The organism is Sinomicrobium endophyticum (assembly GCF_052983315.1).
In genome coordinates this window covers 44,620-69,154 of sequence record NZ_JBRKIS010000053.1, presented here as the reverse complement: position 1 = coordinate 69,154, position 24,535 = coordinate 44,620, and the positions used below count along the sequence as shown (strand labels likewise).

General features: G+C 44.4%; 17 protein-coding genes. 2 read left to right on the top strand and 15 right to left on the bottom strand.

Going from position 1 to position 24,535, the window contains the following annotated elements; genetic code table 11:
- Positions 1-131: 131 nt before the first annotated feature.
- The 12 genes from ACVBDU_RS20570 to ACVBDU_RS20515 all read right to left on the bottom strand — a co-directional run bounded on the left by ACVBDU_RS20570 (position 132) and on the right by ACVBDU_RS20515 (position 15,025).
- Positions 132-1,220 carry a DinB family protein gene (locus ACVBDU_RS20570; RefSeq protein WP_447181575.1) on the bottom strand — a complete coding sequence of 363 codons (1,089 nt, stop codon included), beginning with the start codon at positions 1,218-1,220 and terminating at the stop codon, positions 132-134.
- Between the two features lie 587 nt (positions 1,221-1,807).
- Positions 1,808-2,926 carry a Gfo/Idh/MocA family protein gene (locus ACVBDU_RS20565; RefSeq protein WP_447181574.1) on the bottom strand — a complete coding sequence of 373 codons (1,119 nt, stop codon included), beginning with the start codon at positions 2,924-2,926 and terminating at the stop codon, positions 1,808-1,810.
- A 274-nt stretch (positions 2,927-3,200) separates the two neighbouring features.
- Entirely contained in the window at positions 3,201-4,013 is an 813-nt protein-coding gene (locus ACVBDU_RS20560) for an endonuclease/exonuclease/phosphatase family protein (RefSeq protein ID WP_447181573.1), read from the bottom strand.
- Positions 4,014-4,200: 187 nt separating this feature from the next.
- Positions 4,201-5,964 (bottom strand): RagB/SusD family nutrient uptake outer membrane protein, encoded by a 1,764-nt coding sequence (locus ACVBDU_RS20555; RefSeq protein ID WP_447181572.1) that lies wholly within the window; start codon positions 5,962-5,964, stop codon positions 4,201-4,203.
- 32 nt (positions 5,965-5,996) lie between these two features.
- Complete coding sequence (locus tag ACVBDU_RS20550; RefSeq protein WP_447181571.1) at positions 5,997-9,497, bottom strand: SusC/RagA family TonB-linked outer membrane protein; 3,501 nt, start codon at positions 9,495-9,497, stop codon at positions 5,997-5,999.
- Positions 9,498-9,582: 85 nt separating this feature from the next.
- On the bottom strand, positions 9,583-10,557 hold the full coding sequence (locus tag ACVBDU_RS20545; protein WP_447181570.1) for a FecR family protein: 975 nt from the start codon (positions 10,555-10,557) through the stop codon (positions 9,583-9,585).
- 86 nt (positions 10,558-10,643) lie between these two features.
- On the bottom strand, positions 10,644-11,231 hold the full coding sequence (locus ACVBDU_RS20540; RefSeq protein WP_447181569.1) for an RNA polymerase sigma factor: 588 nt from the start codon (positions 11,229-11,231) through the stop codon (positions 10,644-10,646).
- Between the two features lie 275 nt (positions 11,232-11,506).
- Positions 11,507-12,418 (bottom strand): DUF5777 family beta-barrel protein, encoded by a 912-nt coding sequence (locus tag ACVBDU_RS20535; protein WP_447181568.1) that lies wholly within the window; start codon positions 12,416-12,418, stop codon positions 11,507-11,509.
- 307 nt (positions 12,419-12,725) lie between these two features.
- A complete protein-coding gene (locus ACVBDU_RS20530; RefSeq protein ID WP_447181567.1) occupies positions 12,726-13,274 on the bottom strand; it encodes a YceI family protein in 549 nt (182 codons plus the stop codon).
- 18 nt (positions 13,275-13,292) lie between these two features.
- Positions 13,293-13,724 (bottom strand): OB-fold protein, encoded by a 432-nt coding sequence (locus ACVBDU_RS20525; protein ID WP_447181566.1) that lies wholly within the window; start codon positions 13,722-13,724, stop codon positions 13,293-13,295.
- 12 nt (positions 13,725-13,736) lie between these two features.
- The gene (locus ACVBDU_RS20520) at positions 13,737-14,057 is read right to left on the bottom strand and encodes a hypothetical protein (protein WP_447181565.1); all 321 of its coding nucleotides are present in this window, start codon (positions 14,055-14,057) and stop codon (positions 13,737-13,739) included.
- A 98-nt stretch (positions 14,058-14,155) separates the two neighbouring features.
- Positions 14,156-15,025, bottom strand: a complete 870-nt coding sequence (locus ACVBDU_RS20515; protein WP_447181564.1) for a COG4315 family predicted lipoprotein — start codon at positions 15,023-15,025, stop codon at positions 14,156-14,158.
- 204 nt (positions 15,026-15,229) lie between these two features.
- Between ACVBDU_RS20515 and ACVBDU_RS20510 the strand changes: the two genes are divergently transcribed.
- Both ACVBDU_RS20510 and ACVBDU_RS20505 read left to right on the top strand, forming a co-directional pair.
- A complete protein-coding gene (locus tag ACVBDU_RS20510; protein ID WP_447181563.1) occupies positions 15,230-16,360 on the top strand; it encodes a LytTR family transcriptional regulator DNA-binding domain-containing protein in 1,131 nt (376 codons plus the stop codon).
- A gap of 86 nt (positions 16,361-16,446) precedes the next feature.
- Positions 16,447-16,755 (top strand): ribosomal eL19 family protein, encoded by a 309-nt coding sequence (locus ACVBDU_RS20505; RefSeq protein WP_447181562.1) that lies wholly within the window; start codon positions 16,447-16,449, stop codon positions 16,753-16,755.
- A 185-nt stretch (positions 16,756-16,940) separates the two neighbouring features.
- Here ACVBDU_RS20505 and ACVBDU_RS20500 read toward each other — a convergent pair whose 3' ends face one another.
- The 3 genes from ACVBDU_RS20500 to ACVBDU_RS20490 all read right to left on the bottom strand — a co-directional run bounded on the left by ACVBDU_RS20500 (position 16,941) and on the right by ACVBDU_RS20490 (position 24,215).
- Positions 16,941-19,103 carry a family 43 glycosylhydrolase gene (locus tag ACVBDU_RS20500; protein ID WP_447181561.1) on the bottom strand — a complete coding sequence of 721 codons (2,163 nt, stop codon included), beginning with the start codon at positions 19,101-19,103 and terminating at the stop codon, positions 16,941-16,943.
- A gap of 105 nt (positions 19,104-19,208) precedes the next feature.
- Positions 19,209-22,394: a beta-galactosidase, LacZ type gene (gene lacZ / locus ACVBDU_RS20495; protein ID WP_447181560.1), complete on the bottom strand. Its 3,186-nt coding sequence runs from the start codon at positions 22,392-22,394 to the stop codon at positions 19,209-19,211.
- A 225-nt stretch (positions 22,395-22,619) separates the two neighbouring features.
- Positions 22,620-24,215 carry a glycoside hydrolase gene (locus ACVBDU_RS20490; RefSeq protein ID WP_447181559.1) on the bottom strand — a complete coding sequence of 532 codons (1,596 nt, stop codon included), beginning with the start codon at positions 24,213-24,215 and terminating at the stop codon, positions 22,620-22,622.
- Between the last annotated feature and the right edge of the window lie 320 nt (positions 24,216-24,535).

Below are 24,535 nucleotides of genomic sequence, written 5' to 3'. Positions count from 1 at the left end.
CAAATTCATCTATGGTTATGTCAAATTTCATTATTCTTAAGAACTGTCCGGTTATTCCTTTTAGCCGGACAGTCTTGTATATAAATCGACAGTAACCTTATTCTCACTTCCCGGTGGCCTGCTTCCTGTTCCTAATTTTCAGGAAAACCCGGATCGGCCTTTACCTCTTCTATCTGCAGGGTATGCCTTGCGCTATGTGCGGCAACGAACAATAAAGACTGGTAACCGTCTACTTTCCCGAAAGGGAATTCCACGACGTGATCCCGTAAATTTTCCATAGAAGCGTTTTCTATGTATTCCAAAACGGCTTTACGGCCCGTTTCCAGGTCCCGGATAGCGGTCTCCGGATCGGTATATTTGCCTTTTCCCTGGAGTTCCGCCGGGGCTTCCGCCTTTTGGCTCCGGTCGGTAATGGATGCTATGAGTTCTTCATCGGAAAATTTCACTTCGTCCTTTTCCTCCGGGTTGGCGGGACCTTCCAAACCTTTCAGGGCCATGCCCAACAGCATGCCTTCCGTAGTGACAATGTGTTCCAGGCACTGGCTTACGGACCATTTGTCTTTTGCGGGCTTGAATTGTAACCGGGTCTCACTCAAACCGGACACACTTTCCGCCAGATTATCTGCAGTTTGCTTAAAATAGTCGAGCAAAAATTCCCTGCTGCCGACGGCTATTGTTTTACGGGATTCCAGAATTTCCTTCAAATTGTTTAAACCGGTTGCCAGGTCGTCGCCGATCATCTTTTCAAAATCCATGAATACCATCGTCAGGTTCATCGGGTAGTTCATATGCCCTTCAAAACCCCATGTTACTTTGGTCTCGTTTTCCGTAGTGGCTTCGGTGGCCATGTATGCCGGCGAAACGGATTCGAACGGTTTAAAAAAGCGGAGTTCGAAATCTATTCGTTCTCCTTCCGTTATTTTTTTGATCTCCTGCTCGCCCGCCCCCACATCGTCTTTCTCACTGTTCCAGGCCGAGACAAACCCTTCGGTACCGTCTGTTCCGCTATACGTTTTTTCCATATCGGGATCCATCATTGCCCACGTGCTGTAATTATCCTGGTTTTTAAGGTATTTTACATAGTCAAAGACCTCCTGTTTGGGTTTTTGGATCGTAATATCACGCTCTACCGTATAGTCCTTTTTTACAAAAAGTGCCGCAATAAGTGGAATGGCAATTAAAATTGCCAACACCAAAAGGATTTTTTTAAGTGTTTTCATATCCTTGTTTTTTGGTTAATCCTCAAAATTAATGATTTTTCAATTCAATATTTTAACTTTTCTTTAGTATTTTTTTTAAGATTTAAAAAAGTTCACGAACTATAATACCGTAAGAGGCGACCCTTCCTAGGTGTTTATCCGTCTTTTTTATAAAAAGCCGTGTATGTTTTTTGTGTAAGGGAAAGTAAAAATGATAAGTAGCGGAGTTTAGTACATGACAAAATTAGATTTTGGCACTATTTGTCGGAAAATCAGTTTTACCCTACCCCTAAAGCCTGCCTGCCGGCAGGCAGGGGAACCCGATTTTCCTCGTCCCGATATTTATCGGGATCTCCCTTTAGGCGGTGCATTGATCCCGATAAATATCGGGACAGTCGAAATGGCCGGGGTCAAATCCCGAAAGCTTTCGGGAGAGGAAAATCCTGCAGAATTGAATTTTGTCATGTACTAAGGTAGCGGAGCTATTGCTAATATACAACACACGGAAATAAAGGATAATTTATGTGTTCAAGGTAAAAACCAAGCCCGGAATTTCCTGCCAAAAAACACCTTTGGGTGTGTAATGTTAAAAGGTTCTAATTTATTTTCTATAATTCCAGTTCCAGTTTCTCCCCGGTTTTACAAGCCTTATAAATAGCATCGATGATCTTCAGGTCTTTCACACCTTCTGCTCCGTCAACCGGTACAACAGGTTGTTTGTCTTCCAGGATAATCGCGGCCATTTCCTCCATTTGTACGGTCTGGTGAGTTACATGTGGCTTTGTTAATTCCCCTTTGTGTGTAAGCCCTTTTATAGGGCCGTAACCGGTGGAGGGTTGTAATTCGGCAAATCCTTTTTCGCCATTCAGGAAAAAGTGGTCCAGGTTGTTCATATTATAGGTCGACAAACAGGAAACGGCCGCTCCACCGGGGAAACCCAGCTGAAACAGGATGGTTTCGTCTACCCCTTCTTTGAATTTTACCGGGTCTGTCTTTTTTTCCTGTGCCGTTACCCAGAGGGGTTCTTCGCCTACCATATAACGGGCGCCGTTAATGGAATAAATACCTATGTCCATCAAAGCGCCACCACCTGCCAGTTCTTTATTCAGCCGCCACTGACCGGGATCACCGATACGGAAACCGCTCAGTCCCTGGAAAAAAAGTATCTTCCCAAATTCACCTTCATTTCGCATCCGGATGATTTCGAGAGTATTCGGTTCAAAATGCATGCGATAACCGACCAGTAGTTTCACATTCGCCTTCTCACAGGCATCTACCATTTCCTGCCCTTCCCTGGCATTTAAGGCCATAGGTTTTTCACATATAACATGTTTTCCGGCAGCGGCTACCCGCAACACGCCCTCATGATGAAGTGCATTCGGTGTAATAACATATACGGCATCAATATCCGGGTTATCTTTGATACTGTCGTAATTTTCGTAATTGTAACAGTTCTTTTCCGGGATATTGTACTTCGCCTGCCAGTCTTTGATCTTGGCAGGCGTTCCACTGATCACGCCGACCAGCCTGGCCCGTTTACAGGATTGCATAGCTTTGGCTACCCGGGTTCCGTAACTTCCGAGTCCCATAATGGCCACACGTAATACGGGCCTGTCATAAGGATCACTGCTAAAGTCGAGATAGTTTGAATAACCGTATAAGGATAAAAACGGTAAAGATACAGCCGAAGCTGCTATTTTTTGCAGGAAGTCACGACGTGGGTTCATAAGCTTAAATTCTTGATATACGTGCTAATTTAAGGAAAATAATATCCTTTTCCCATTCCGAATTACCTGTTTAACAATAATATTCCTCGATTTCGTTAAACGACAAACTATCTTACGACGGATACATGAATAATAGTCTGAAAATTATCCGTGCATCCGTGGCTGAAAATACTGTCCGAAGCAGGGTTTTAAACCCGAAATCCCGACCAATAAAAAACCGGCCACAAATCCAATTGCGGCCGGCTCCGGTATGAAATCAAACTAAGATATGGGGCTATTCTGCAAAACGGATACGGGCTACTACCGGCTGATGATCCGAAGGGTATCGTTGGTCTTTTGCATCGGTGAGCACTGCGTACTCCGACACTTTGAAATGCTTACTCACAAATACATAATCTATACGATGTTTCATAGGAGCTTCAAAGCGGAATCCGTTACTGGTTCCCACCGGGCCGTAAGGAGGAGTCTCTGTTATCGTATAGGAATCCCGCACAACAGCCTCCATACCAATAATCTGTTCCGTTTCCGGTGTAGAGTTAAAATCTCCGGTACATATTACCGGGGCATCCCCGGCAATCTCTTTGATCTTGCTCACCATCAATTTACCCGATTCCCGCCGTGCGATTACCCCCTGGTGATCAAAATGCACATTGAACACATAAAAGGTTTTATCGGTTTGCTTATCGGTTAATTTTACCCAGGAACAAATCCTGTTGCAACAGGTGGCATCCCAGCCCTTACCCGGTTCTTCAGGCGTTTCGCTTAACCAGAAGTTACCGGAGTCCGTCAGGGTAAACCGGTCTTTCCTGTAAAAGATGGCCGAATGTTCCCCGGCCTGCTTCCCATCGTCACGACCGGCTCCGAAATAGGTATACCCCGGTAATTCGAGCAGGTCTTCCAATTGATGTAAAAACCCTTCCTGTGTACCAAAAATATCAAAATCGTGATACCGGATCAGGCCCTTGACATTTTCCTTGCGATGCGACCAGGAATTGAGGCTATCCCCGGGGGTATCCATTCGTAGGTTATAACTCGCCACCCATATTTCTCCATCATGTTTACTTTGGGCAGATGCTGATATTGTCAAAAGACAAACAATAATTTTTAAAAATCTGATTTTCATCTCCAAATATATTTAACTAAACTACTATCGTTAGAAATCCATAGGTTTTTTATAGCAGACCAGAAGTCTGTTTTGCCACAGATACACGAATAATTTTCAGAAAAGATAATCCTATTATCCGTGAATCCGTAGCTAAAATTCATATAAACTTTTACCATCCTGGATTTTGCTCCAGTTTCGGGTTTTGCTCCAGATCTGCCTGGGGAATGGGATAAAGATATTTCCTATCCTGCCATTCCCGGTCGCCCGGGTTATACATAAGTTCCCCGGAAGTGCCGTTGGAAAGCCAGCGACGCCCCGCAGCGGTGTTGGGTGAAACATCTATCATCACTACGGAAGAATTAGAAGGTTCCGGCTGGTTTCCCTGATAGAAACACACATCCATAACACCGTCGCCATTCAGATCCTGTTCCCCTAATTGCGGAACATAAATCCCGTTCATCGGGGCTTCCTGAAAAAGTTCTCCTATGTGCCAGCGTTTCAGATCGTCCGGGCGCAATCCTTCAAAAGCCAGTTCAATAGTCCGCTCCCGCATGACTTCCAGCAATACCGGATCGGTAAATTTCCCCAGGTAATAATCTACCAGGTACGGATCGGCCTCTGCTGGCATGGTGGTAAGCGTAGGGCCGGTAATACCTGCACGTTGACGCAATTCACCAATGGTGGAAGCCCACTCCGCATCGTTCATTTCTCCCAGTTCGGCCAGGGCTTCTGCCTTGTTGAGTAATACTTCTCCCCAGCGCATGATGATATGGGCATTATCGTTAAGGCTTTCATCGTCATAAGGAAAGCGTTCGTCATAACACCATTTGATAGGTTGATACCCTGTCCAGGATTGACTAAGGTTCGGGGGAGCGATGACAGGGACACCATTCTCAGTACGGTGATAATCCCCCAGGCGGACGGTTTGTTTCAAACGCAGGTCGCGATCTTTTACCTCCTCTACAAAAGGCATCGTTTCATAGTCAGGATCGGCCGTAAACGGTGTACCATCCAGTTTGAGATAAATATTCACGAATTGACGGGTCAACGCCGGGCGACTGCCATAGGTGGGACTGATAAAACGCCTGTTTGCCGAACTGAATACCTGCAGGGACGGATCTAATACCACGGCGAGCAGCGTTTCATCGGTATAAGGAGTACGTGTAATGAACAACTCTCTATAAGACAGTTCATTATTAGTCCCCTCATGCAGGGTAAATCCGCTGATGTCATTAGCTTCATTTATCACTTCCCTGTACCAGGCGCCAGCTGTGCCCTGCATACCGTAATCCGTGTGATACTTACGGAACGAAGCTTCGTACAGGCATATCCGGGTCTTGTAGGCCCGGGCTACGTTTTGCGTAATACGTGTGCAGGAAGGGTCATTCGTGAGGGTAATATTTGCAATGGCATAGTTTAAATCTTCCAATACCTTATCCATCACTTCAAACCTGCTATCCCTGGGAGCATTTAAGGTCAGGGTATCAGTGACATCAATCGTCCGATCTACCCAGGGTACATCCCCAAAACGTTTTACTTTATCAAAGTAAAATAACGCCCGGAAGAAACGGGCCACGCCGATGTAATATTCTTTTTCGTTTACCTCGCTTTCCTCTGCGTTTTCAATAAAATAATTGATATTTCGCAACTTCGTCCAATCCCATCCATCGCTGGTAACAGGGCTCAACGCATTGGGAGTAAGATAGGTATCCACTCCGTTACGGGCTACAAAGTCCGAGGTGTTGTCTATGGCAAACACGCCCTGATCCGGCCCGGGCAGGATATCGTAAAACGAGTTAACGTACAGTTCCATTCCGCTCTCGGACCCGAATACGGCATCTCGTGTAGCGGTCGCCACCGGAGTCTCATCCAGGTCACAAGCGGAAAAAGACACCAGGATTAAAGCAGCTAAAAAGTAATCAAATAGTTTCATATACTCTATTTATTTTTTCAATGATCAGATGATTAAAAGTTTATGGATAATCCAAAAGAAACGGCCTTCAGCATCGGGTAATTATAACCATCCCCACTGGTTCCGCCACTCAGATCCCGGTCCGAACCATAAATATTGGTTACATCCGTATCTTTTGTCCATTTGTACAGCGGCGACCAGGTCCACAAATTCTCGCCGGACATATAGATCTTAACATCCGTGGCACCGAACCTGGACACGAAGTCTGCCGGCAAAGTATACCCTAACTGGATATTCCGTAAACGGATGTATGCCACATTCTGTATGTGTCTGTCATTAGGTTGATCGTTTAACTGGCTGTATCCGACAAGGCGGGGCAGATACGCATCGAAATTGCCCAGTTCTTCGCGGTACATATTGTTTTCCTGCCAGCTCGGGTACGGGTTATACGGACGATTGTACTGCCCCCAGAAACGCGATTCGCTTGACGGGAACCAGTCCTGCTTAAGCACACCCTGAAAAAATGCTGAAAAGAAGATCCCGTTCCAGTCCCCATCCAGGTTAATGCCATAAATGTAACGCGGTTCGGAATTACCGATAATGGTTTTATCACCGGGGTTATCTACCGTATTTTCACCGTGGTAGATCACATCGTCTCCATCCAGGTTTTTATACTTGATATCTCCTACATAATTTCTCCTGGTATTGGTGCTCTGCACATTGGACTGACTGGGTGAATTGGCAATTTCTTCCTCCGAACGAAAAAGCCCTTCTACCTGATAGCCCCATATTTCACCTATACGTTGTCCTTCGTAATAGTCGGTGAGTATTTTGCGTTCGTTGTTATACTTGGTAATGACGGCCCAGGAATCCGACATCATCAGTCGTATTCCATAGTTGAACGGTTTGCCGCTCATATAAAACCGGTCTTTCCAGTTCACGGAGATCTCCCACCCGGTAGTTTCCAGGTCCGCATAATTACCCTTGGGTACACCCGTACCGAATACCGCCGGCAAAGTGGGCCCGGTAGTAAACATGTCTTTGGTCCATCTGCGATACAGGTCCCCGGTAAACGTCAGGCGATTGTTGAGCATGGCAAAGTCCAGGCCAATATTACCTGTGGTGGAAGTTTCCCAGGTGAGTCCCGCAGGCACTACTCCCGGCTGGCCGGTCTGCTGCGGACGTACGCCGTTAATAATACGGCCTGACTGGGAAATGGAAAAGTTTTCCGTAAACGAATAGGCATCGATATTCCCGTTACCCAGGGAGCCGTAAGAAGCCCGTATCTTTACATTGGACAGTATCTTCGGGTCCGGTTTCCAGAACGGTTCTTCGGAGAGCCTCCAGCCCACGGAAGCCGAAGGGAAAAAAGCCCATTGCTCATCGGTAGGGAATTTGGAGGAACCGTCATAACGCCCGTTAACTTCGAGCAAATAACGCTCTTTAAAGTTATAGTTCACCCGGAAAAAACCTCCTGCAATCCGCCATTTCTGGAAGCCTCCTTGGGTAGTTATACTTTGTCCCAATGCGAGATTAATGTCATCCGCATCTTCATAAACGATCCCGTTACGACGGGCCGTAAGGTTCTTATACTCGGATTGTTCGTAATTAAACCCGACCAACAGGTGAAAATTGTGTATATCGGAGAACGACCGGGTATAATCGGCATACATATTGGTAGCAATATATTCCGTGGTCTGCCTGCGTTCCTGTATGTCATTGGTATTGGTACCTGTGTATCCTATAACCCCTTCGTAACGGCTGTAAGGCACCTGTACCCGGTTCTGATTGGTCCCGACATCTGTGGTCTGGTAGGTGAAATTTCCTCTGAGAATAAGGCTCTTATCCAGGAATTCGGCCTTCGCGGCTATCTGGTTCTTTAAAAACCGGCGTTCTGTATCGATCCCGTTACGGCCTATGAAATAATCTCCCACCGTATAGGCTGCGGGGAACGTAAGCGTACCGTCAGGATTCTGAAGAGGGGCCAAAGGGTGGCCTTCATCGGCCATGTTCCGCCAGATACCGCTCCCCTCCCCTACGTTCAGGGGCTGGTGGTAATCCATCTTTGAAAATTCCATGTTGTTCTCCATGGAAAGCCAATCATTGAGCTGGATATTTCCCTTAGCTCTCAGGTTGTACATTTTATAGTTATCGGAATTGTATTCGAACAATCCGTCCTGCCCGTTATACCGGCCACTGAGGTAAAAGGCAGCCTTGTCGTTCCCGCCGGAGAACGTCAGGTTGTGGTCCTGGGCCATAAACTGATCTTTCATCAATACATCATACCAGTCCGTATTGTAGAAATAGATGTATTCTCCCGTTTCCGGATCGATGTCAACGCGTGGCAGGGAGGGATCTTCCCACCGGCGCTTGATCTCTTCTAAATACTCGGGAGAAAAAGCCAGCGTTTTGTTTATTGCCGTAGGAGTGTTGCCGTTATCATTCCAGTTGGACCAGGCATCGTTGAAATTCTTGGCCCAGGGATAGGATTCCGTAATATTGTCCGGGACGGTTGTAGGCGATTTGATGGAGTAATTGGTGGAATAACTGATAGAAGTTTTTCCTTCTTTAACAGATTTGGTGGTAATCAATACCACTCCAAATGCCGCCCGGGCACCGTAGATAGAGGCCGAGGCTGCATCTTTCAATACGGATACACTTTCTATATCGTTAGGATTCAGCATTCGCGGGTCTCCTTCCACACCGTCAATGAGAACGAGAGCGTTTCCTCCCTGTCCAATAGAGGTTGTACCCCGGATATTGAAACTGGGGGATTGTGTGGGTTTTCCGTCCAGCATCCGGATATTGAGGTTGGGAACTACTCCTACCAACCCTTGTGTTATATTCGGAATGGGACGATTCTGGAATACTTCGCTCCCCACCTGGTCTACGGCGCCGGTGAGATTTACTTTACGTTGTGTACCGTAGCCTACAACGACCACTTCGTCCAGGGCCGTGTTGTTTTCTTTTAAAACGATCTCCAGGACGGGCTGGTTATTCACCTTTATCTCCTGCGACTGATACCCCAGATAAGAAACCTGCAATACGGCATCCGGTCCGGAAACCCGGATAGAAAAATTACCGTCAAAATCGGCTGTTACCCCGTTGCTTGTCCCTTTTTCCAATACGGTAGCTCCGGGTAACGGTGTACCGGTATCATCGGTTACCGTACCGGTTACATCCATTTGCTGAAGTGTATTGCCGGGCGGTGTTGTTCCGGAAGTCACGGCATTGTGAATAATAATATTGTTTCCCTTTACCGTAAATTCAAACCCGGCTTCTTTGCCAAGTTGTGTCAGGATGGTCTTTAACGGTTGGTTTTTATAAACAGTGTTATACTTTTTCCTGTTCTTTATCACAAATTCGCCATAGGAAAACTGCGCATCCGTTTTTTTACTGATCTCGGAAAAAATCCGGACAAGGGTAACATCGTGCAGATTAATGCTTATTTTTGCTTCTTCGGTGTTTTTCTGCTTTATAGCATGTGATGTGGAGAACATCAATAGAAAAGTAATGGTATATGCTATTTTATACCTGAGTTTTTTTAAGCTCATAAAATTAAGTGTTGTTGTTTTTTGACTATTTACTTCGACGCTTTCTGAAAAGAGCCTGTTGACGCAGGCTCTTTATACCTTCGGATCATTTGTTTTTTTCTACCATTATCATATTGTTTTGTGTTTTAGTTAGTTTGACTTCATTGATCAGGTTTACCCGGCTCATGATATCTTCCGGTTGTTCGTTTTTATTTAATGTTATGGATATCAATACTTTTTTAGATTCCTGGTTTTCAAAAACCGTTTCGATATCGTATAATGCATGCAGCACTATGCATAGATCTTCTATGGTAACACCGTTCAGTTCTATTTTATCCTTTTGCCACAATGTATACAGTGAAGCGTTTACCTGTTTTTCTTCCAATTCTCCGGATTTAAGCCTATACACTCCCTGCCTGCCTGCCGTAAGGTTGACCGTATCTTTTGCGTGATACACCTTAACCTTCCCTTCGGATACGGTAACGCTTACCGATGCACTGTTTTGCTTAATATTGAACCGGGTACCTACCACTCTTGTATTTAGTTCTCCTGTTTTTATGAGAAATGGTTTCAGAGGATCCTTAGCTACCTTAAAAAAAGCCTCCCCGGTTAATTCTACATTCCTGTCAGCCTTCCCGAATTCATCGGTATACACTATCCGGCTGTTCCGGTTCAAGGTAATTACCGAGCCGTCTTGTAAGGTGATCTCTTTCGGTTGTGATGATTCGTTATATACTACAATGCTTTCGGGAGTTCCGGCCAGGTAAAATATGCCATATCCCATACCTATTAAAAACACTACGGAAGCTGCAATTCGTGTCCAGGAGAAACGAACCGGGGAGATGCGTTTTTTAATACCGGTATAAATTTCATTTCCTATTATATGTTTATCCCTGATATGGGCCACCTTCCCCTTGTTTTTATCCAAAAAGAAATCTTCGAACTTTTCGATATCGTTTATTTCCTGCTCTGTGGCCTTTCCTTCAAGGAATCTGTTCAATAGTGTTTTAAACTGTTTTTCTGTCATCAGGTATTCTTTGTTGTGTATATATACCGGGAGTTTCAATTTACCCCTACGCATATAAAATTGTTAATCATTACATAACACAGGAGAGCCAAAAGCCCTTTTCCTGTTTACGTTATCTTAACGATCGTTGCGTTTTATGTTTACGTTGTGAAGTATTCGAGAATGGCTGCAAATAAAACGGATAATGGAAAGGCAGGCCTTTTTTTGAGTAGTTTAAAAGCCCGGGTAATATGATTTTCGACCGTATTTTCGGAAATTCCCAGTTCTTCGGCGATTTCTTTGTTCTTCAGGCCGTCCAACCGGCTCAGTTTAAAAACTTCCCTGCACTTATCGGGCAGTACAGCTAGTTTTTTGTCCAGAAGTTCTTTCGTTTCCTCCAAACTCAGGACAGGGCTGTCCTCGGCACCATCTTCATTGTAAACGGTTTGTAAAGCCTCCAGGTGAGACTTTTTCAGTTTGGAATCCCGCAGTTCTTTGAATACCCGGAACCTCACCGCTTTATACAAATAGGCTTGTATATTGTTGTTTTCGATGTCCTGTCTCCTCTCCCAGAAGTTCATCCAGACATCCTGGACCATATCTTTAGCCAGGGTTTTATCTTCAAGTAAGGAAAAGGCATAATTATACAACGGCTCCCAAAGTTGTCCGAAAAGCTTATTAAAAGCCTTTTCATCAGAAGCTTTAATCTGCTCTACATAAGTACTGATTATAGCAGACTCCCTTTTCATTCCACAAAGGAATAAAAATTTGTACTAAGCCAACTTTAAGAAAATGTAAAATAGTGAATTTAAGGTATTGGTTATTCGGTTACCTGGTTATTAAGGGGCTGGTATATAAAGGGATGTTACCACGCACTATTCCGTATAAGTTTGTTGAAGTTATCCGCCATGACTACTATCACAAATAATGCCTGGTCCTAAATAATCTGTATCGATTATTTAGGACCAGGCATTATCCGGAGAATTTTTATTTGTTTCTTTACTTCAGCTTCCCTTTTATATTTCTACCATTCCTTTTCTTCATCCCCCGGAATTTTCCGGCGTTTGTTACCAATTTGAAAGGCCCGGGATATATTAAATCCGAAGTGGATATCTCCTTTAAAGAAATCATCTGTCGTCTCCGTGATAAACGACTTTTCGATCATGGTAATGGCATTGGAGACCATGAGCTGGAATACGTGTCCGCCTGTTTCTATGTCCACACTCAAAGCAAAGGCATTTTTGGTGTCCACGGACTTTAAGGGGTTAATCGTGTAAAAATATTCGGCGTTGACAGACACTCTTTTGCTCAGTTTATAACGGCCACCTGTACCTACGGCAAATATATCATGAGGATCGGCATCTGTTTTTACCGAATTGCGGTGTACGTATGTCGGAGAAAGTTGCAGCGACAGGTTTTCGTTAAATTTCCGGGCGATGAGTACCTGGGTGGTATAAAACAAACGGTCACTGAAATCGGGCTTGTCTTCCGGGTCGTAATCCTTTAGTGTTTTCCAGGCAACACTGCCGAACAGGGACACACTTAACGGAAACGGTTTTTCTCCCGTGGCCTGCTTGAGAAGTTTGTATTTCGCAAAGCCGTCATAAGTCTTCTCAAAAGAACTCCTTCCTATACCGAACATCAGATCATCGGTTAAGGCGTATTCCAGGGCAAAGCGGATATTGGAATCATCCAGGCCGAACAATTCGTCTATACCGTCATTGATCCGGCCGAAGCGGTGGGAAATGAGAAATTCCAAAACGCCTTTTTTCCGGTTTTCTATGGAATGGCCGTTAATGATCCGGGTGCCTTTGAATGCAGCACTTACGTATTCTTTATTTTCCGGAGTTTCTTCGTCCAGTATCTCCATAAGGTCCTGGGCAGATACCTGGGTATAAACACACAGGAAGAGCAATATGAATATTGTTTTTTTCATTGATTTCAAATAGGTTAAAAGTTTTTATTTAATGTGCCTATGCGATAATGTGCCGTGCAAATCGGTCAACCGGTTAATAATGCGAATTAAGGATTGATATTAAACCTTTATAGCCTTCAGAGGGTATACGTTGTTATGATTTAGTTATTGGTTATTGGGTTATTTGGGCAATACCTATAGATTTAGTAACTCAATAACCTAATAACCGGATTGAAAAACCGCAATTAATTGATCTTTAGCCAAAACAAAAATCTGACCCTTAATTCGATCATTAATTGCCCCATTGGCTCATTGACTAATTGGCACATTAATTATACGGCAGGTGTTTAAGCTTAAAAGAAACCTCTACTTCCCTGGCTATATTGTTGCGTACAATGGCCGGTATTTTTATGTCGTAGTCTGCAACGGTTATCATAAACTTTCCTTTCAGGGTCACCGTATCGCCTTCCATATCGGTTTTAGCTTCGATTTCCACGGGTTTTGTAATACCGTGAATCGTCAGTTTTCCCTTTACCTCTGCCACGTGATTGTCTCCGGAAAGGACTTCCTTTAGGTTGTATATCTTTCCTGTAAAAGTCGCTTTGGGAAACTTATCGGACTCTACATAATTCTCATTGAAGTGTTCCTGCATCAGGGCTTTTTCAAAAACGAAAGATTTCATCAGTATGCTTATGGCGACTTCTCCGGAAGAAAGATCTATTATACTCAGCACCTGTTTATTCTCCGCCTGGATATCTTCTACCGGGGTGTGGGAATAAAAAGAGATCTCTCCCTGCCTGGTAAGATATTTTTCCTGGGAAAACAACACGGAATTACAACTTATAAAAACCAGTAGTATTATGAATCTGATATACATTTTGTTTATTTATTAGTTTTAACTGCTGATCACTACTCTGACCAGGATAACATCGAGCAGGAAGCCGGTGCATATTCCTTTGACCTCTATCTTTTGTCCCTTATGCAGGCCAAGTACCTTTTTATTTTCCGTAGGATACATATTGCATATGATGTTCTCTACGGAATTTTCCAACCCGAGGGTGATAACACTGTTGCCATCGGTTGCACTGATGTCTTTTATAACTCCTTCTACCTGTATAATCTTGTCCAGGTACAAACTATTGGCACCTGTTTCATCGGTTTTAAATGCTTCTATCAGGGTGGTTGCCGTAAGGGTATAGTCCGGATCAGCCCTATGTACATCGGTATGGGGTTTGTTATACAGTTTCATAAAGACCAGGGAACCTATTAAAGCGCCCGCAGCTATAATTATGCCCGAGATATAGACAGAACGTTTTACTTTATTCATAAATTTCCAGTTTTAATTGTCCGGAGCTCCGTTGTCTACCCAACAGCCTATCATGGCAATTTCCTCCGAAGTCAATGATCCCTGCAATGGCATTATCCTCGCCTGGGTAAGCTCCTTAATCTTTTCGGCATTGTTCTGTACCACGGTAAAATCGCGGAAATCGAGCGGATGCCCCGAACCGTTGTGGCATTGTATGCAGCTATTGTCTATTACAGGCCTGATCGCGGTGGTGAAAGAGATATCGGGATCGCATGGAAACTGTTCCATATCCTCATTCTCTACATTATACTCGCAGGAAATCATACCAACGGCAAGCAGAACAAAGGCCGACACACGGTTTCTTTTTATAATTTCTGGTATCATGGGTCATTAAAATAAAATGAAGGGGAAAGGAAATTGTTTCCATTCCCCCTTTTTTAAAATTATTTGTTCTATCCTTCGTCGGTTGCTTCCGGGGCTTCGCCGGATTCCGTGTTCACTATGGGCCATACTCCCGGACCAGGAAAGCTGATTCCCTTGTTATCGCCTTTGGTTTCATCTTGTCCGAAATAATACAGGGGCCATCCTTTATAAGTCAATTGATCGCGCTCTCCGTGGACACTGATCGTGTTAAAATCGTCAGCATTCAATATACTGGGAAGCCTGTCCAGGTCTATATGAAAGATCGGCCACACGGCATCATTGGAGAAATCCTCGTTCGTATAGGTATTATTATCCCTGGTATCCGGCGCAAATGCGTAAAGCGTGTTCCCTTCGGCATCGGTTATGTAAAAAGAATCGCCATTGCCTTCCACATATGCTCCGTTTTCGTTTATAATGTAGTTTTTGCCGTCATGACCTACCAGTTGAGCGTGAACGTACATCAGCGAATAATCGGGTTTGGCAACATACCATATATCGCCTACCCCGTCTCCGTTAACATCTCCGGCGTCACTGTCATTCGCAAAATAATATAACGGCCATCCCTTGTATGTGGTCTGTTTTGTCCCGTCTTCCCGTGTTATGGTTGCAAAGTCATCTGCATCCAATCCTTCATCCACGGTAATGTCTTCGGTATAAAATACGGGCCAGACACTCAGGCATCCTCCCGTACAGGTTGAAGCCGCCCGGGAATCATCGGAGAAGAAATACAAGGTCATCCCCTCGCTGTCGGTAAGCATCGTTCCATGTTCGGAATTTTCTGTCAGTTCAATAGTGTTCCCCGTAGGTTCCGGATCCGGTGTGGAAGGGGAATCATCATCACTGCTACAGGAATAAAGGGCTGAAATTGCAGTTGCAAACAAAAATAAGGTTTTTTTCATGGTGTAAATTTGTTTTAAATTCGACACATCAAATTAACTGAAATCAAATGTATTACATATAATAAATTTGAACGAGAGGGAAAAAATAGCCGATAAAAAGGAAAAAACCCGATTAAAAAACCCGATGTAAATAATCTTTTGGTTTAATTTGTTAATAATTTCTTAAAATCCGTATTTTGCACGCCGTAAAATACTACCCTTTATATGAAAAAAGATCAAGTTTACTTTTTTACTTTCTTAGGCCTGGCTATCGTAACCTTTATCGTAGGCTATTTTAGCATGAACTACCTGCTGGAAATATCTACCAATCATTTTTTGCAGACCCAGATAGAATCTAGCAAACGGGAAGCGAGTGAGGTTTCCTCCCTGGTACAGTATCAACTGGAGAACGGCCTGTCTAAGGAGCAGGTGATAGACAACCTGCAAAGGAGCCTGGAGAATACGAGTATGGAATCGGGCTTTGTTTGTATGTTCAACTGGTCGGGAGTTGAGATCTGCCACCCTGACCCGGAAAAAATAGGACAGCAGATAATTCCTGAAGAATCCTTTGTTCAACCTGCTGTGTATGCCGAACCGGACTCTTATGACCTGTACAATCTCCTGAAGGAAAAAAAAGAAACAGGCGGTATCCGGGAATTTTCGGATGAAGGAAGGGATTCGGAGATTATTTACCTCTATCCGGTGAAAAATACGGACTGGATTATCGCCGCCCATGCCAACATCAACCATATTAAAGGGCGAATGCAGACGCTCAAGAGCAATTTTATCCTTGCTTATGCCGTGTCCGGTATGCTGATCGTACTGATGTCCCTGTTTATGGTGCGCCTTATCAGCGGGCGTTATGAAAAGAGATTGGAAATAAAGAACGAAGGACTGTCCAGGGAAATCGTCACCCTTTCCAAACTGAATCACGATCTCATCCTGTACAAACAAAAAGTGGAAGATAAAGAAAATACAAAGGAAAACGATCCGGAAGAGGGCGCGGAGAATAATTTTGTTAAAAAGAGATTGTTGACGTATGTGAAAGATGAAATCGTCTCCATAGAACCGGATAATATAGCCTTTATATACATGGAGAATACCGTTACCCATATTTGCTGCGGGGACGGCAGGATCTTTCACAGTAACAACAGCCTTGAAGAAGTCTTCTCCGACCTGGACAGTGCCCTGTTTTTCCGGGCAAACCGACGTTTCATCCTCTCTATTAACAGCATTGACAAAATCTACAAATACGGGAACAATCAGTTGAAGATAGAAGTCAGCCCCAGGTCCCCGATCGATATTGTTATAAGTAAAAATAAGGCTTCGGAATTCAAGCAATGGTTAAGGGGGTAAAAGGATGGTTGATTAATACCCCCGGCGGGCCATCCTGATAACCCAGGGCGAATTGTTTCAAATCTCAAATAGTTCGTAATGTCGGGATGCTTATAGATAAAGTTAGCATCCCCCGTACAAAAGTTGACGTTCCCCGTACAAAAGTTGGCACCCCCCGCACAAAAGTTGACATCCTTCCTGCAAAAGTCGGCATCCCCCATACAAAAGTTGACATCCCTCATGCAAAAGTCGGCATCCCCCGTACAAAAGTTGACATCCCTCCTGCAAAAGTTGGCATCCCCCGTACAAAAGTTGACATCCCTCCTGCAAAAGTTGGCATCCCCCGTATAAAAGCTGGCATCTCTCCTGCAAAAGTCGGCATGCCCCGTATAAGAGTAGGCATTCCAACCAGCTAAATCGGTAACTCCATAGAAAAACAGATTCGAATTGCACCCTATGTATTTCGGGGACATCCTGTACTTTAGTTTTGAAATCGTATAGCAGACGGAAATTCCGGCATGAGAGGAAAGAATAACTACTGCTGCTTCCCATTGCCCCGGCTCTTACCTGTATCTCAAGAATTTATATACTGTATTCTCAGCTATTCCATTTCCACACCTGAAATTCCTTTCAGGCTTGGTATTACTTCATTTACAGAACCGTCTTCGTTAAACGTCAGGCTGTCTATACATACTTCCCGGTGAAAACCTGCCGCTCTTCCCATTCGCTCTCCGCCGGGCCTGGTGAAACGATGGTAAACAATATACCACTCGTCTTTTCCGGGAACCTGTATCACCGAGTTATGCCCGGTAGCGAGTATCCTGTTTTTTTCGTCTTTCCGGATGACAATATTGTTTTTCGGTATTTCCAATGGCCCCGACGGACTGTTGGCCGTAGCGTATCTCACCTTGTAATCCGGGCTACGGGTATCGTCTTCGGACCACAGGAAGTAATATTTGCCATTCCGGAAAAACACTTCGGTTCCTTCACGAAATGTTTCATCGGGTGTTATGACTTTTACAGTCTCCTTTTTTACGGACATCATATCTTCATTCAATTCTGCTACGGCCATAAAACCGTTCCCCCAGTACAGATAATTCTTTCCGGTTTTCGGATCTGCAAAAACATCCGGGTCTATATTCTGACCGTTCTTTACTCCTTCGGGGAATTCGGAGATCAAAGCTTCTCCCTTATCCCTAAACGTACCGAAAGGTTCATCGTTTACGGCAACGCCAATCTGTTGCCCTGCGGTATAATAGTAATAGTATGTATAAGCCCCGTCAACTTTTTTCTCTATCATCGCGGGAGCCCAGGCATTACGATCGGTCCAGGAAACATCTTTTCGGAGATCGAGGATTGTTCCTTCGTCTTTCCAGTTTACCAGGTCTTCGGAAGAGAATGTTTTAAAATAAGTTCCGGACCAACTGTTGAATCCGTCACTGGTGGGATAGAGGTAAAACTTCCCGTTTTTTTCGGAATATATGATCTCGGGATCGGCATAATAGCCTTCTACTACAGGATTATTAGCTATCTCCGCGATAACTTTATAAACTTCGGTCGTACCGCCGAAACCCAATTGGTAATCCACGCTTCCATTGGTAAAATCCCGGGGCCCTCCGGGCTGTATTTCCGTACCAGGAAGTGTTACAAAACCGGGGTCGAATGCGGACACGTCCTGCCCCGCCTTTACCGGCAGATAAATGCTTTTTTCTTCGCTATTTACTACTATATTATTGGTTTTGATCGCCGGGTTTGAAGCAGTTAAAACCGGGGAAACATCACGGGACGGAAATTTTTGAAGCAAGTGTTCCAACTCCGCCTGTGTGATCCGGATAACGGTACCATGCCGGGGATGGAAATTCATGGATACCTGCTCGTCCACGACTTCGAATTCTTTAAGATCTGTACTTTTGGTAAACTGGTACTCCCCGCTGGTATAGACATCATACATTAAAATATAGGCATCGGAACCGATCAGTTTAAATACCCCGGAACCTTCCACCGCTTTATCCGTCTGGTCCACATTGCCCGGTTCCGGCTTATACCCGGAGGTCAGCGAATCGGAAATAGCAACTTTTATTCCTTTATCCGTATCTCCTTCGGTCTTGTAGAACAGGTAAAACTTCCCATCTTTTTTAATGATATCCCCGTCAATACACGCTTTTTCGGCAGGATTGAAAAACAATTGTTTCGGGGCTTCTTCCAAAGCGGTGAAATCTTCATTGACATAGGCGTAATAGATCTTGTCATAGCTATCCGGCTCCAGCATGGAAAAATAGACCATGTATTTTCCTTTGGCCTCATCATAGATGGTCTGGGGTGCCCAAACCCGGTGGACTTCCGAAAATTCCGGATAGGTTTCCGGAATATCAATTACGGTGGCAGACCAATCCATGAGATCATCGGACTTCATTAAAACCATAGCGGTATTGCTCCAGCCGTTTTTGGTCAGCAGGTCCGTAACTACCATATAAAAGCCACTGTTATCATCTTTGCGAAGAATGTGCGGATCGCGTACACCTCCTGTAGTACTTATTTTTTCGGAAGCAATGATGGGTTCGTTATTGTTCAAGGCGTAATAGTTGTAACCGTCTTTGCTTATAGCATAGCGGATGGCCTCCTCTTTTCCGCCATTACCTGTAAAATACGTAAACAAGTAAGCCGAATACCCATCGGCTTCTTTATCAGTCTGGCAGGAAATAAAATTTAAAAGAAGAAAGGCGGACAGGACAAACTTCATGCAGGAACGTAAAGTCTTGTTCATAATCAAATGTTTTTTGGTTTTCGCTGGTTTTAAGTGTCAAATATACGATTAAAAAATATACTGTTGTACCCCATTGATTTTTTTCAATCCGCCCTTTATCCGTTATTATTTCAACAAAGTAACCGTATAGGAATAGCTATAGGAATTGTCTTCCAGGCGATATGGTTTATGCGGATATCTACCCCAGCTGTCATCGCCGCCCAGGCCGCGTTGCTTGTAATCTACATGCAGGAATACCTTGTCCTGTACATTCAGGTCGGCAGGATGGCGCTGAGACTTGCGTTCTCCCGGGTCCAGATCTTCGGTAGCAATGTTCATGGCGCTGAACCCTAAAGGCTGCTCCCCGGTAATCTGAACTCCATTTCCCGTTTTATTTTTCAGCCGCAGCCAGCGAACATCGGTCTTATACCCGGACTCCTGCGGACGGATATATCCCCAGCTAAACTGGTTTGCTACTTTGTCTTTATACGTTCCGACGAAGGAAGCCGTATTCCGATCGGCATAATTTTCCCAGGGGCCTCTGCCGTAATATTCCAGGGCATCATAGGCTCCCGGCAAGATCATACGCATCCCGAAACGCGGGAGTTCGGGAAGTTCCTTGTCCGAATCCAGACTGGCAGTCACCTTGATATCCCCATTGTTTTCCAACAGATAATGTACGGTATAGGGTACCTCTACTCCGGCTAATTGGTAGGTAACGGTAATGGGCTGGCCTTTTTCCGTTTTCTTACCGACTTCCACCTTAACTACTTCGGATTGATTTGTTGCCGTTTTCCAGGCTTTCAGTTTTTCCGGCATCCTGTTTCCGAAATCATTATCGGTAGGAGCCCGCCAGAAATAGGGTTGCGGGAATGCCGATATGGGGCCTTCCGAACTACCGGTGGTATGATAACTTTCAAATGTTCCTGTTTCCGTATTGAAAGTTCCTTCTACCCGGCCGGTGGTAAAGGCAAGAAGATTTCCTTGCTGTTTTATCTTCAGTGTACCTGCGGTATTGCCACGGGGATGGTCAAAGAAAGAATTCTTTCCCACTTTAAACTCCTCCCTGGCAACTTCATGCCCGGCAGGGATTATCTCGTCTGCCGTTTTGGTATGGGCGAATACCTGCAAAAAATATTCTTTATCCTCCTGCTCCGGAAGATCGATATGTACGGTTGCGGAGGTATTCGGAGCCGCTTCGACATTAAAGGTTCCCGTTTTTACCATTTCCCCGTCGGCCATCAGTTTCCATTGGAAATCAAAATTGTCGAGGTTAGTAAAATCGAACTCATTTTGTATACCTATGGTATTGCCTTCCAAAGTAAACCGGATATTCTGATATACTTTCTTAACTTCCATGAGCCCGGGATGTGGTTCCCGGTCGGCAGTTACCAGTCCGTTGGCATTAAAATTCTCGTCGTTTTGCAGATCTTCTCCTCCGAGATCACCTCCATAGGCCCAAAACTCTTTTCCATCCGCAGTTTCTGCTTTCAATCCCTGGTCTACCCAGTCCCATATAAAGCCGCCCTGCATATGGGGGCTGCTGTCTATAATATCCCAGTATTCCTGAAAATTCCCGGTACTGTTTCCCATAGCATGGGCGTATTCACACATGATAAACGGGCGTTTTTTGGTATTGTCTTCCGCATATGCTTTCATGTGGGCCATCGAAGGATACATGGGGCAAACAATATCGGTATTGCGGTTTTCTCCGGCTTGTTCAAACTGTACCATTCTCGTGGTGTCGCGTTTTTTAATCCAATCGTAACCATCATAGAAAACCGGTCCGTTCCCGCTTTCGTTACCGAGCGACCAGATGATAACGGACGGGTGGTTTTTGTGAAATTCCACCATACGCTGCATACGGTCCATATGTGCCGGCGCCCATTCTTCGAGATAAGCCGGATGTTTTGATTTATCAAAGTTCGCCTGCCATTCCGCACCCATACCGTGTGTCTCGATGTTGGCTTCGTCAACGACATACATACCGTATTCGTCTGCCAGGTCGTAGATATAGGTATCGTGCGGATAATGGCTCATCCGGATGGCATTGATATTGTTCTGCTTCATCACTTCCATATCCTTACGCATCATCTCACGATCAGGCACATGTCCTTTTATTTCATGATGTTCGTGCAGGTTTACTCCTTTGACGGTAACGGGCTCCCCATTGATGGTCAACCGGGCATCTTTGATCTCGACTTCCCTGAACCCGGTTCTTCCGGCCAATGCGGCAACTTCTTTATTGTTTTGATCTAAAAGACTTATAGTATATGCATAAAGGTTAGGATATTCCCCGTTCCATTGTTCGACTTCCGGGATTATCTTTTGGAAGCGTACTTCCCCGGCAGGTTTACCTGCCTCCTTGGTTTCTGTATAAATTTCTTTTCCTTTCGGATCGAACAGGGTTACTTTTACTTTTGCTTTTTTGATATTGCTTTTTCCGAATTCTTTCAGTTTTACATTTACGTTGAAATTTCCATCGGTATAATCACGGGTAAGCCCGCTGGTCAAAAAGTAATCCCAAAGGGTGGTTTTAGGCATAGCCTGTAGATAAACATCGCGTTCTATACCGCTTAAACGCCAGAAATCCTGGTCTTCGAGATAACTGCCGTCATGCCAGCGAAAAACCTGGACAGCCAACAGGTTTTCGCCGTCTTTTAGCAAAGAAGTAATATCGAATTCCGCCGGGGTTTTGGATGCCTTGGTCATTCCGGCCTCTTTCCCGTTTACAAATACTCTCGCATACCCGGAAACCGAACCGAACCTCAGGATGATCTCCCTGCCTTTCCAATCGTCCGGAATTGTAAACGTACGCCTATAGGAGCCTACGGGATTGTAAATTTCTTCACTGTCCTTTCTGCCGGCCAGGTTCAGGCTGGTGGACCCGGCGGACGACAATTCTTTATTAGAGGGCTGGGCCGGGTAACCGATATAGGGCGGATTTTTCGGGAACGGATAGGTGATATTGGTATAGATGGGAATATCAAATCCTTCTAACTCCCAATTGGAAGGCACGGGAATATCATTCCAGTCCTCGTCGTCCAGGTCTGTCTTATAAAAGTCCTTCGGACGCTGGTTAGGGTGCTTTACGATATGAAATTTCCAGGTGCCGTTAAGGCTCTTGTAAAAACGGGATGATTCGGGATTTTTCTTTAACGCTTTTGAAGCCGACTCATACAACACAAAATCACTTCGTCCTTCAATTTTGTTACGGTCAACCACAGTAGGGTTTTCCCATTCATTACGTTTCTGGGCATAAATTGTCGTGAAAAGCAGAGCAAAGAGAAAGGGTAAAACGGTCTTTTTCATAATGGTATGGGATAGGTTTAGTCTGTTAAGATAGATAGATTTATTAATTGATCTTTTTTAATAGTTATATACACAGGCAAACGCATTAAAAATCAAATTCCTGATTATCAATACTATTTAATATCGTTTTTTTGCTCTGTGCAACTTCGTGCTTCTCCGTGAAACTTTGTGTAATAGCTATAACGCAGAGATACACAGAGGTTCACGAAGATGTTGAACTGCTTATTATTCTTTAATGCGTTTGCCCTGGCTATATACAAGGGTAACTATTGAACTTCCCGGAATCACCAGCTCCTTTTCTTTCCGGATGTCTGCCTGTCCCAGGTTTTTCTCTGCCGAGGTCACATAGGACCGGACGGGGCCCGGAAACTTCTCGGTCGGGATAAAATTCACTTTTACATCCTCCTGTCCCGAATTTATTGCTACCAGTATCAGTTCTTTATTTTCGACGTCCCTGTATCCGGACACCAACAGATCACCGGTATTGCCGGCACTGGTTTTCGTTACTTTGATACGTTGAAACCCGGGTCTTATAAAACGACTGTAATTTCCCAAAGCCCAGAGCATTTTGCTTTCGTAAATGTTTCCGTCGGTTTTATTTTTGTCTATATATAGCAACCCGTCTTTGTAATCGTATGGAGAAACGGCCAGCCACCAATGCCATGCGGAAGCGTTTGCTATAACGAGATCGTGATGTATAACCCCGGCCATATAAAGGGCCGGACCTATACCAAGGTCTCTGCCGTTACCTTTTATTTCATTGTTATTATCTCCTAAAATACAATATTCCGACATCCAAAATTTGAGATCGGGATATTTTTTCAGATTTTCGGCTAGTTTTTCTCTTTGCCGGACTAACTCGGACCGGGGCGAAGTAGTAAAATAACTATGCCCGGATATAGCCCGGCTCAAATGTGGCAGGTCTCCTAAATAGTTTTCCGAACCTTCCCGGAAAAAGGCTTCTATCTGGGAACCTCTTCGCACTTTACCGGCAGTTTCGTATAAGTAATTGATCTGACCTGCTTCGGCGATATCGATCTTAATATCCAGGTCTTTTTTACTAAGTTCTTTATCCAATAGCCTGGTGATCGCGGCTATCTCGTTATTCCGGAAAGGTGTTCCTTCCTGTCCTCCCTCGTCCCAATCCCATTGCGGTTCATTAACAGGGCTGATGACATCGACGGTCAATCCCATGTTTTTGAGTCCCCCGGCAGTCTGGGCTAAATAGCGTGCAAATTCATCATAATTATCCGGGGAGAGGTTGGAATGATTTCCGTTATCGGCATAGGCTTTACCATTCCTGGTCAGGTTAACCGGCGGGCTGTTGGAAAATACCAGGAAATTCTCTACATCATATTCTTTGGCAGCACGGGCAAACCACACCTGCCCTTTCTGCCTGCTCCAGTCATAAGTACCATCTTCCCGTAAAAAGGATTCTGTTCTTCGCCATTCGTCTTTTATTCCGCTGGCTTTACCTTGCCGTGCACTTCCCGCTCCGAGGTTAAACCTCCATAATGACAGGCCGATACCTTCAGGATTTCCGTTCGAATCCGTTTGTTTACTAAAAAGCAGGTCGGCTATTTTTTGCTTTTTGGCTGAAGGCCATTGTCCGACAAACTGGCAGGACCAGGCATCCGAGGCTCCAAAATTATCTATGGTCTGGTAGGTAGTGTTCGGATCGATATGAAACTGCAAGACATCGGTAGGTGTTTCAGCGATTGAAACTACGCCATCGCCAGGTTTATCCCGGCATGAGATAAAACAAAGACTAATGGTAAATGGTATAATGATAAATAAAAGCGGGCAGTTATTTATTTTCATGGTTTAAGATTACAGGGGGCAAACAGTTAGATGTTTGCAGCTTCTACAATTTTATGAATTGAACTCGTTTAAACTTTTTTGATTGAAGCGAACCTGCTTGCCGATAATTATCGTGATGGAAAAAGTTTAAACGAGTTCGTTGTAAAAGAGGTCTTAAAAAGATATTTAACGGAAAAGGTAATCAAACAAATAAGCAATTAATTACAAGGTATGGACACCTTTTATTTCGTTGTATCTGCTTTATGCGCCCTTTGTGGTTTGATAGCAGTTCAAGGCTTTAAGATGTCCTGTCTTTACCGGCGGAACAGAAATCAAAGTCC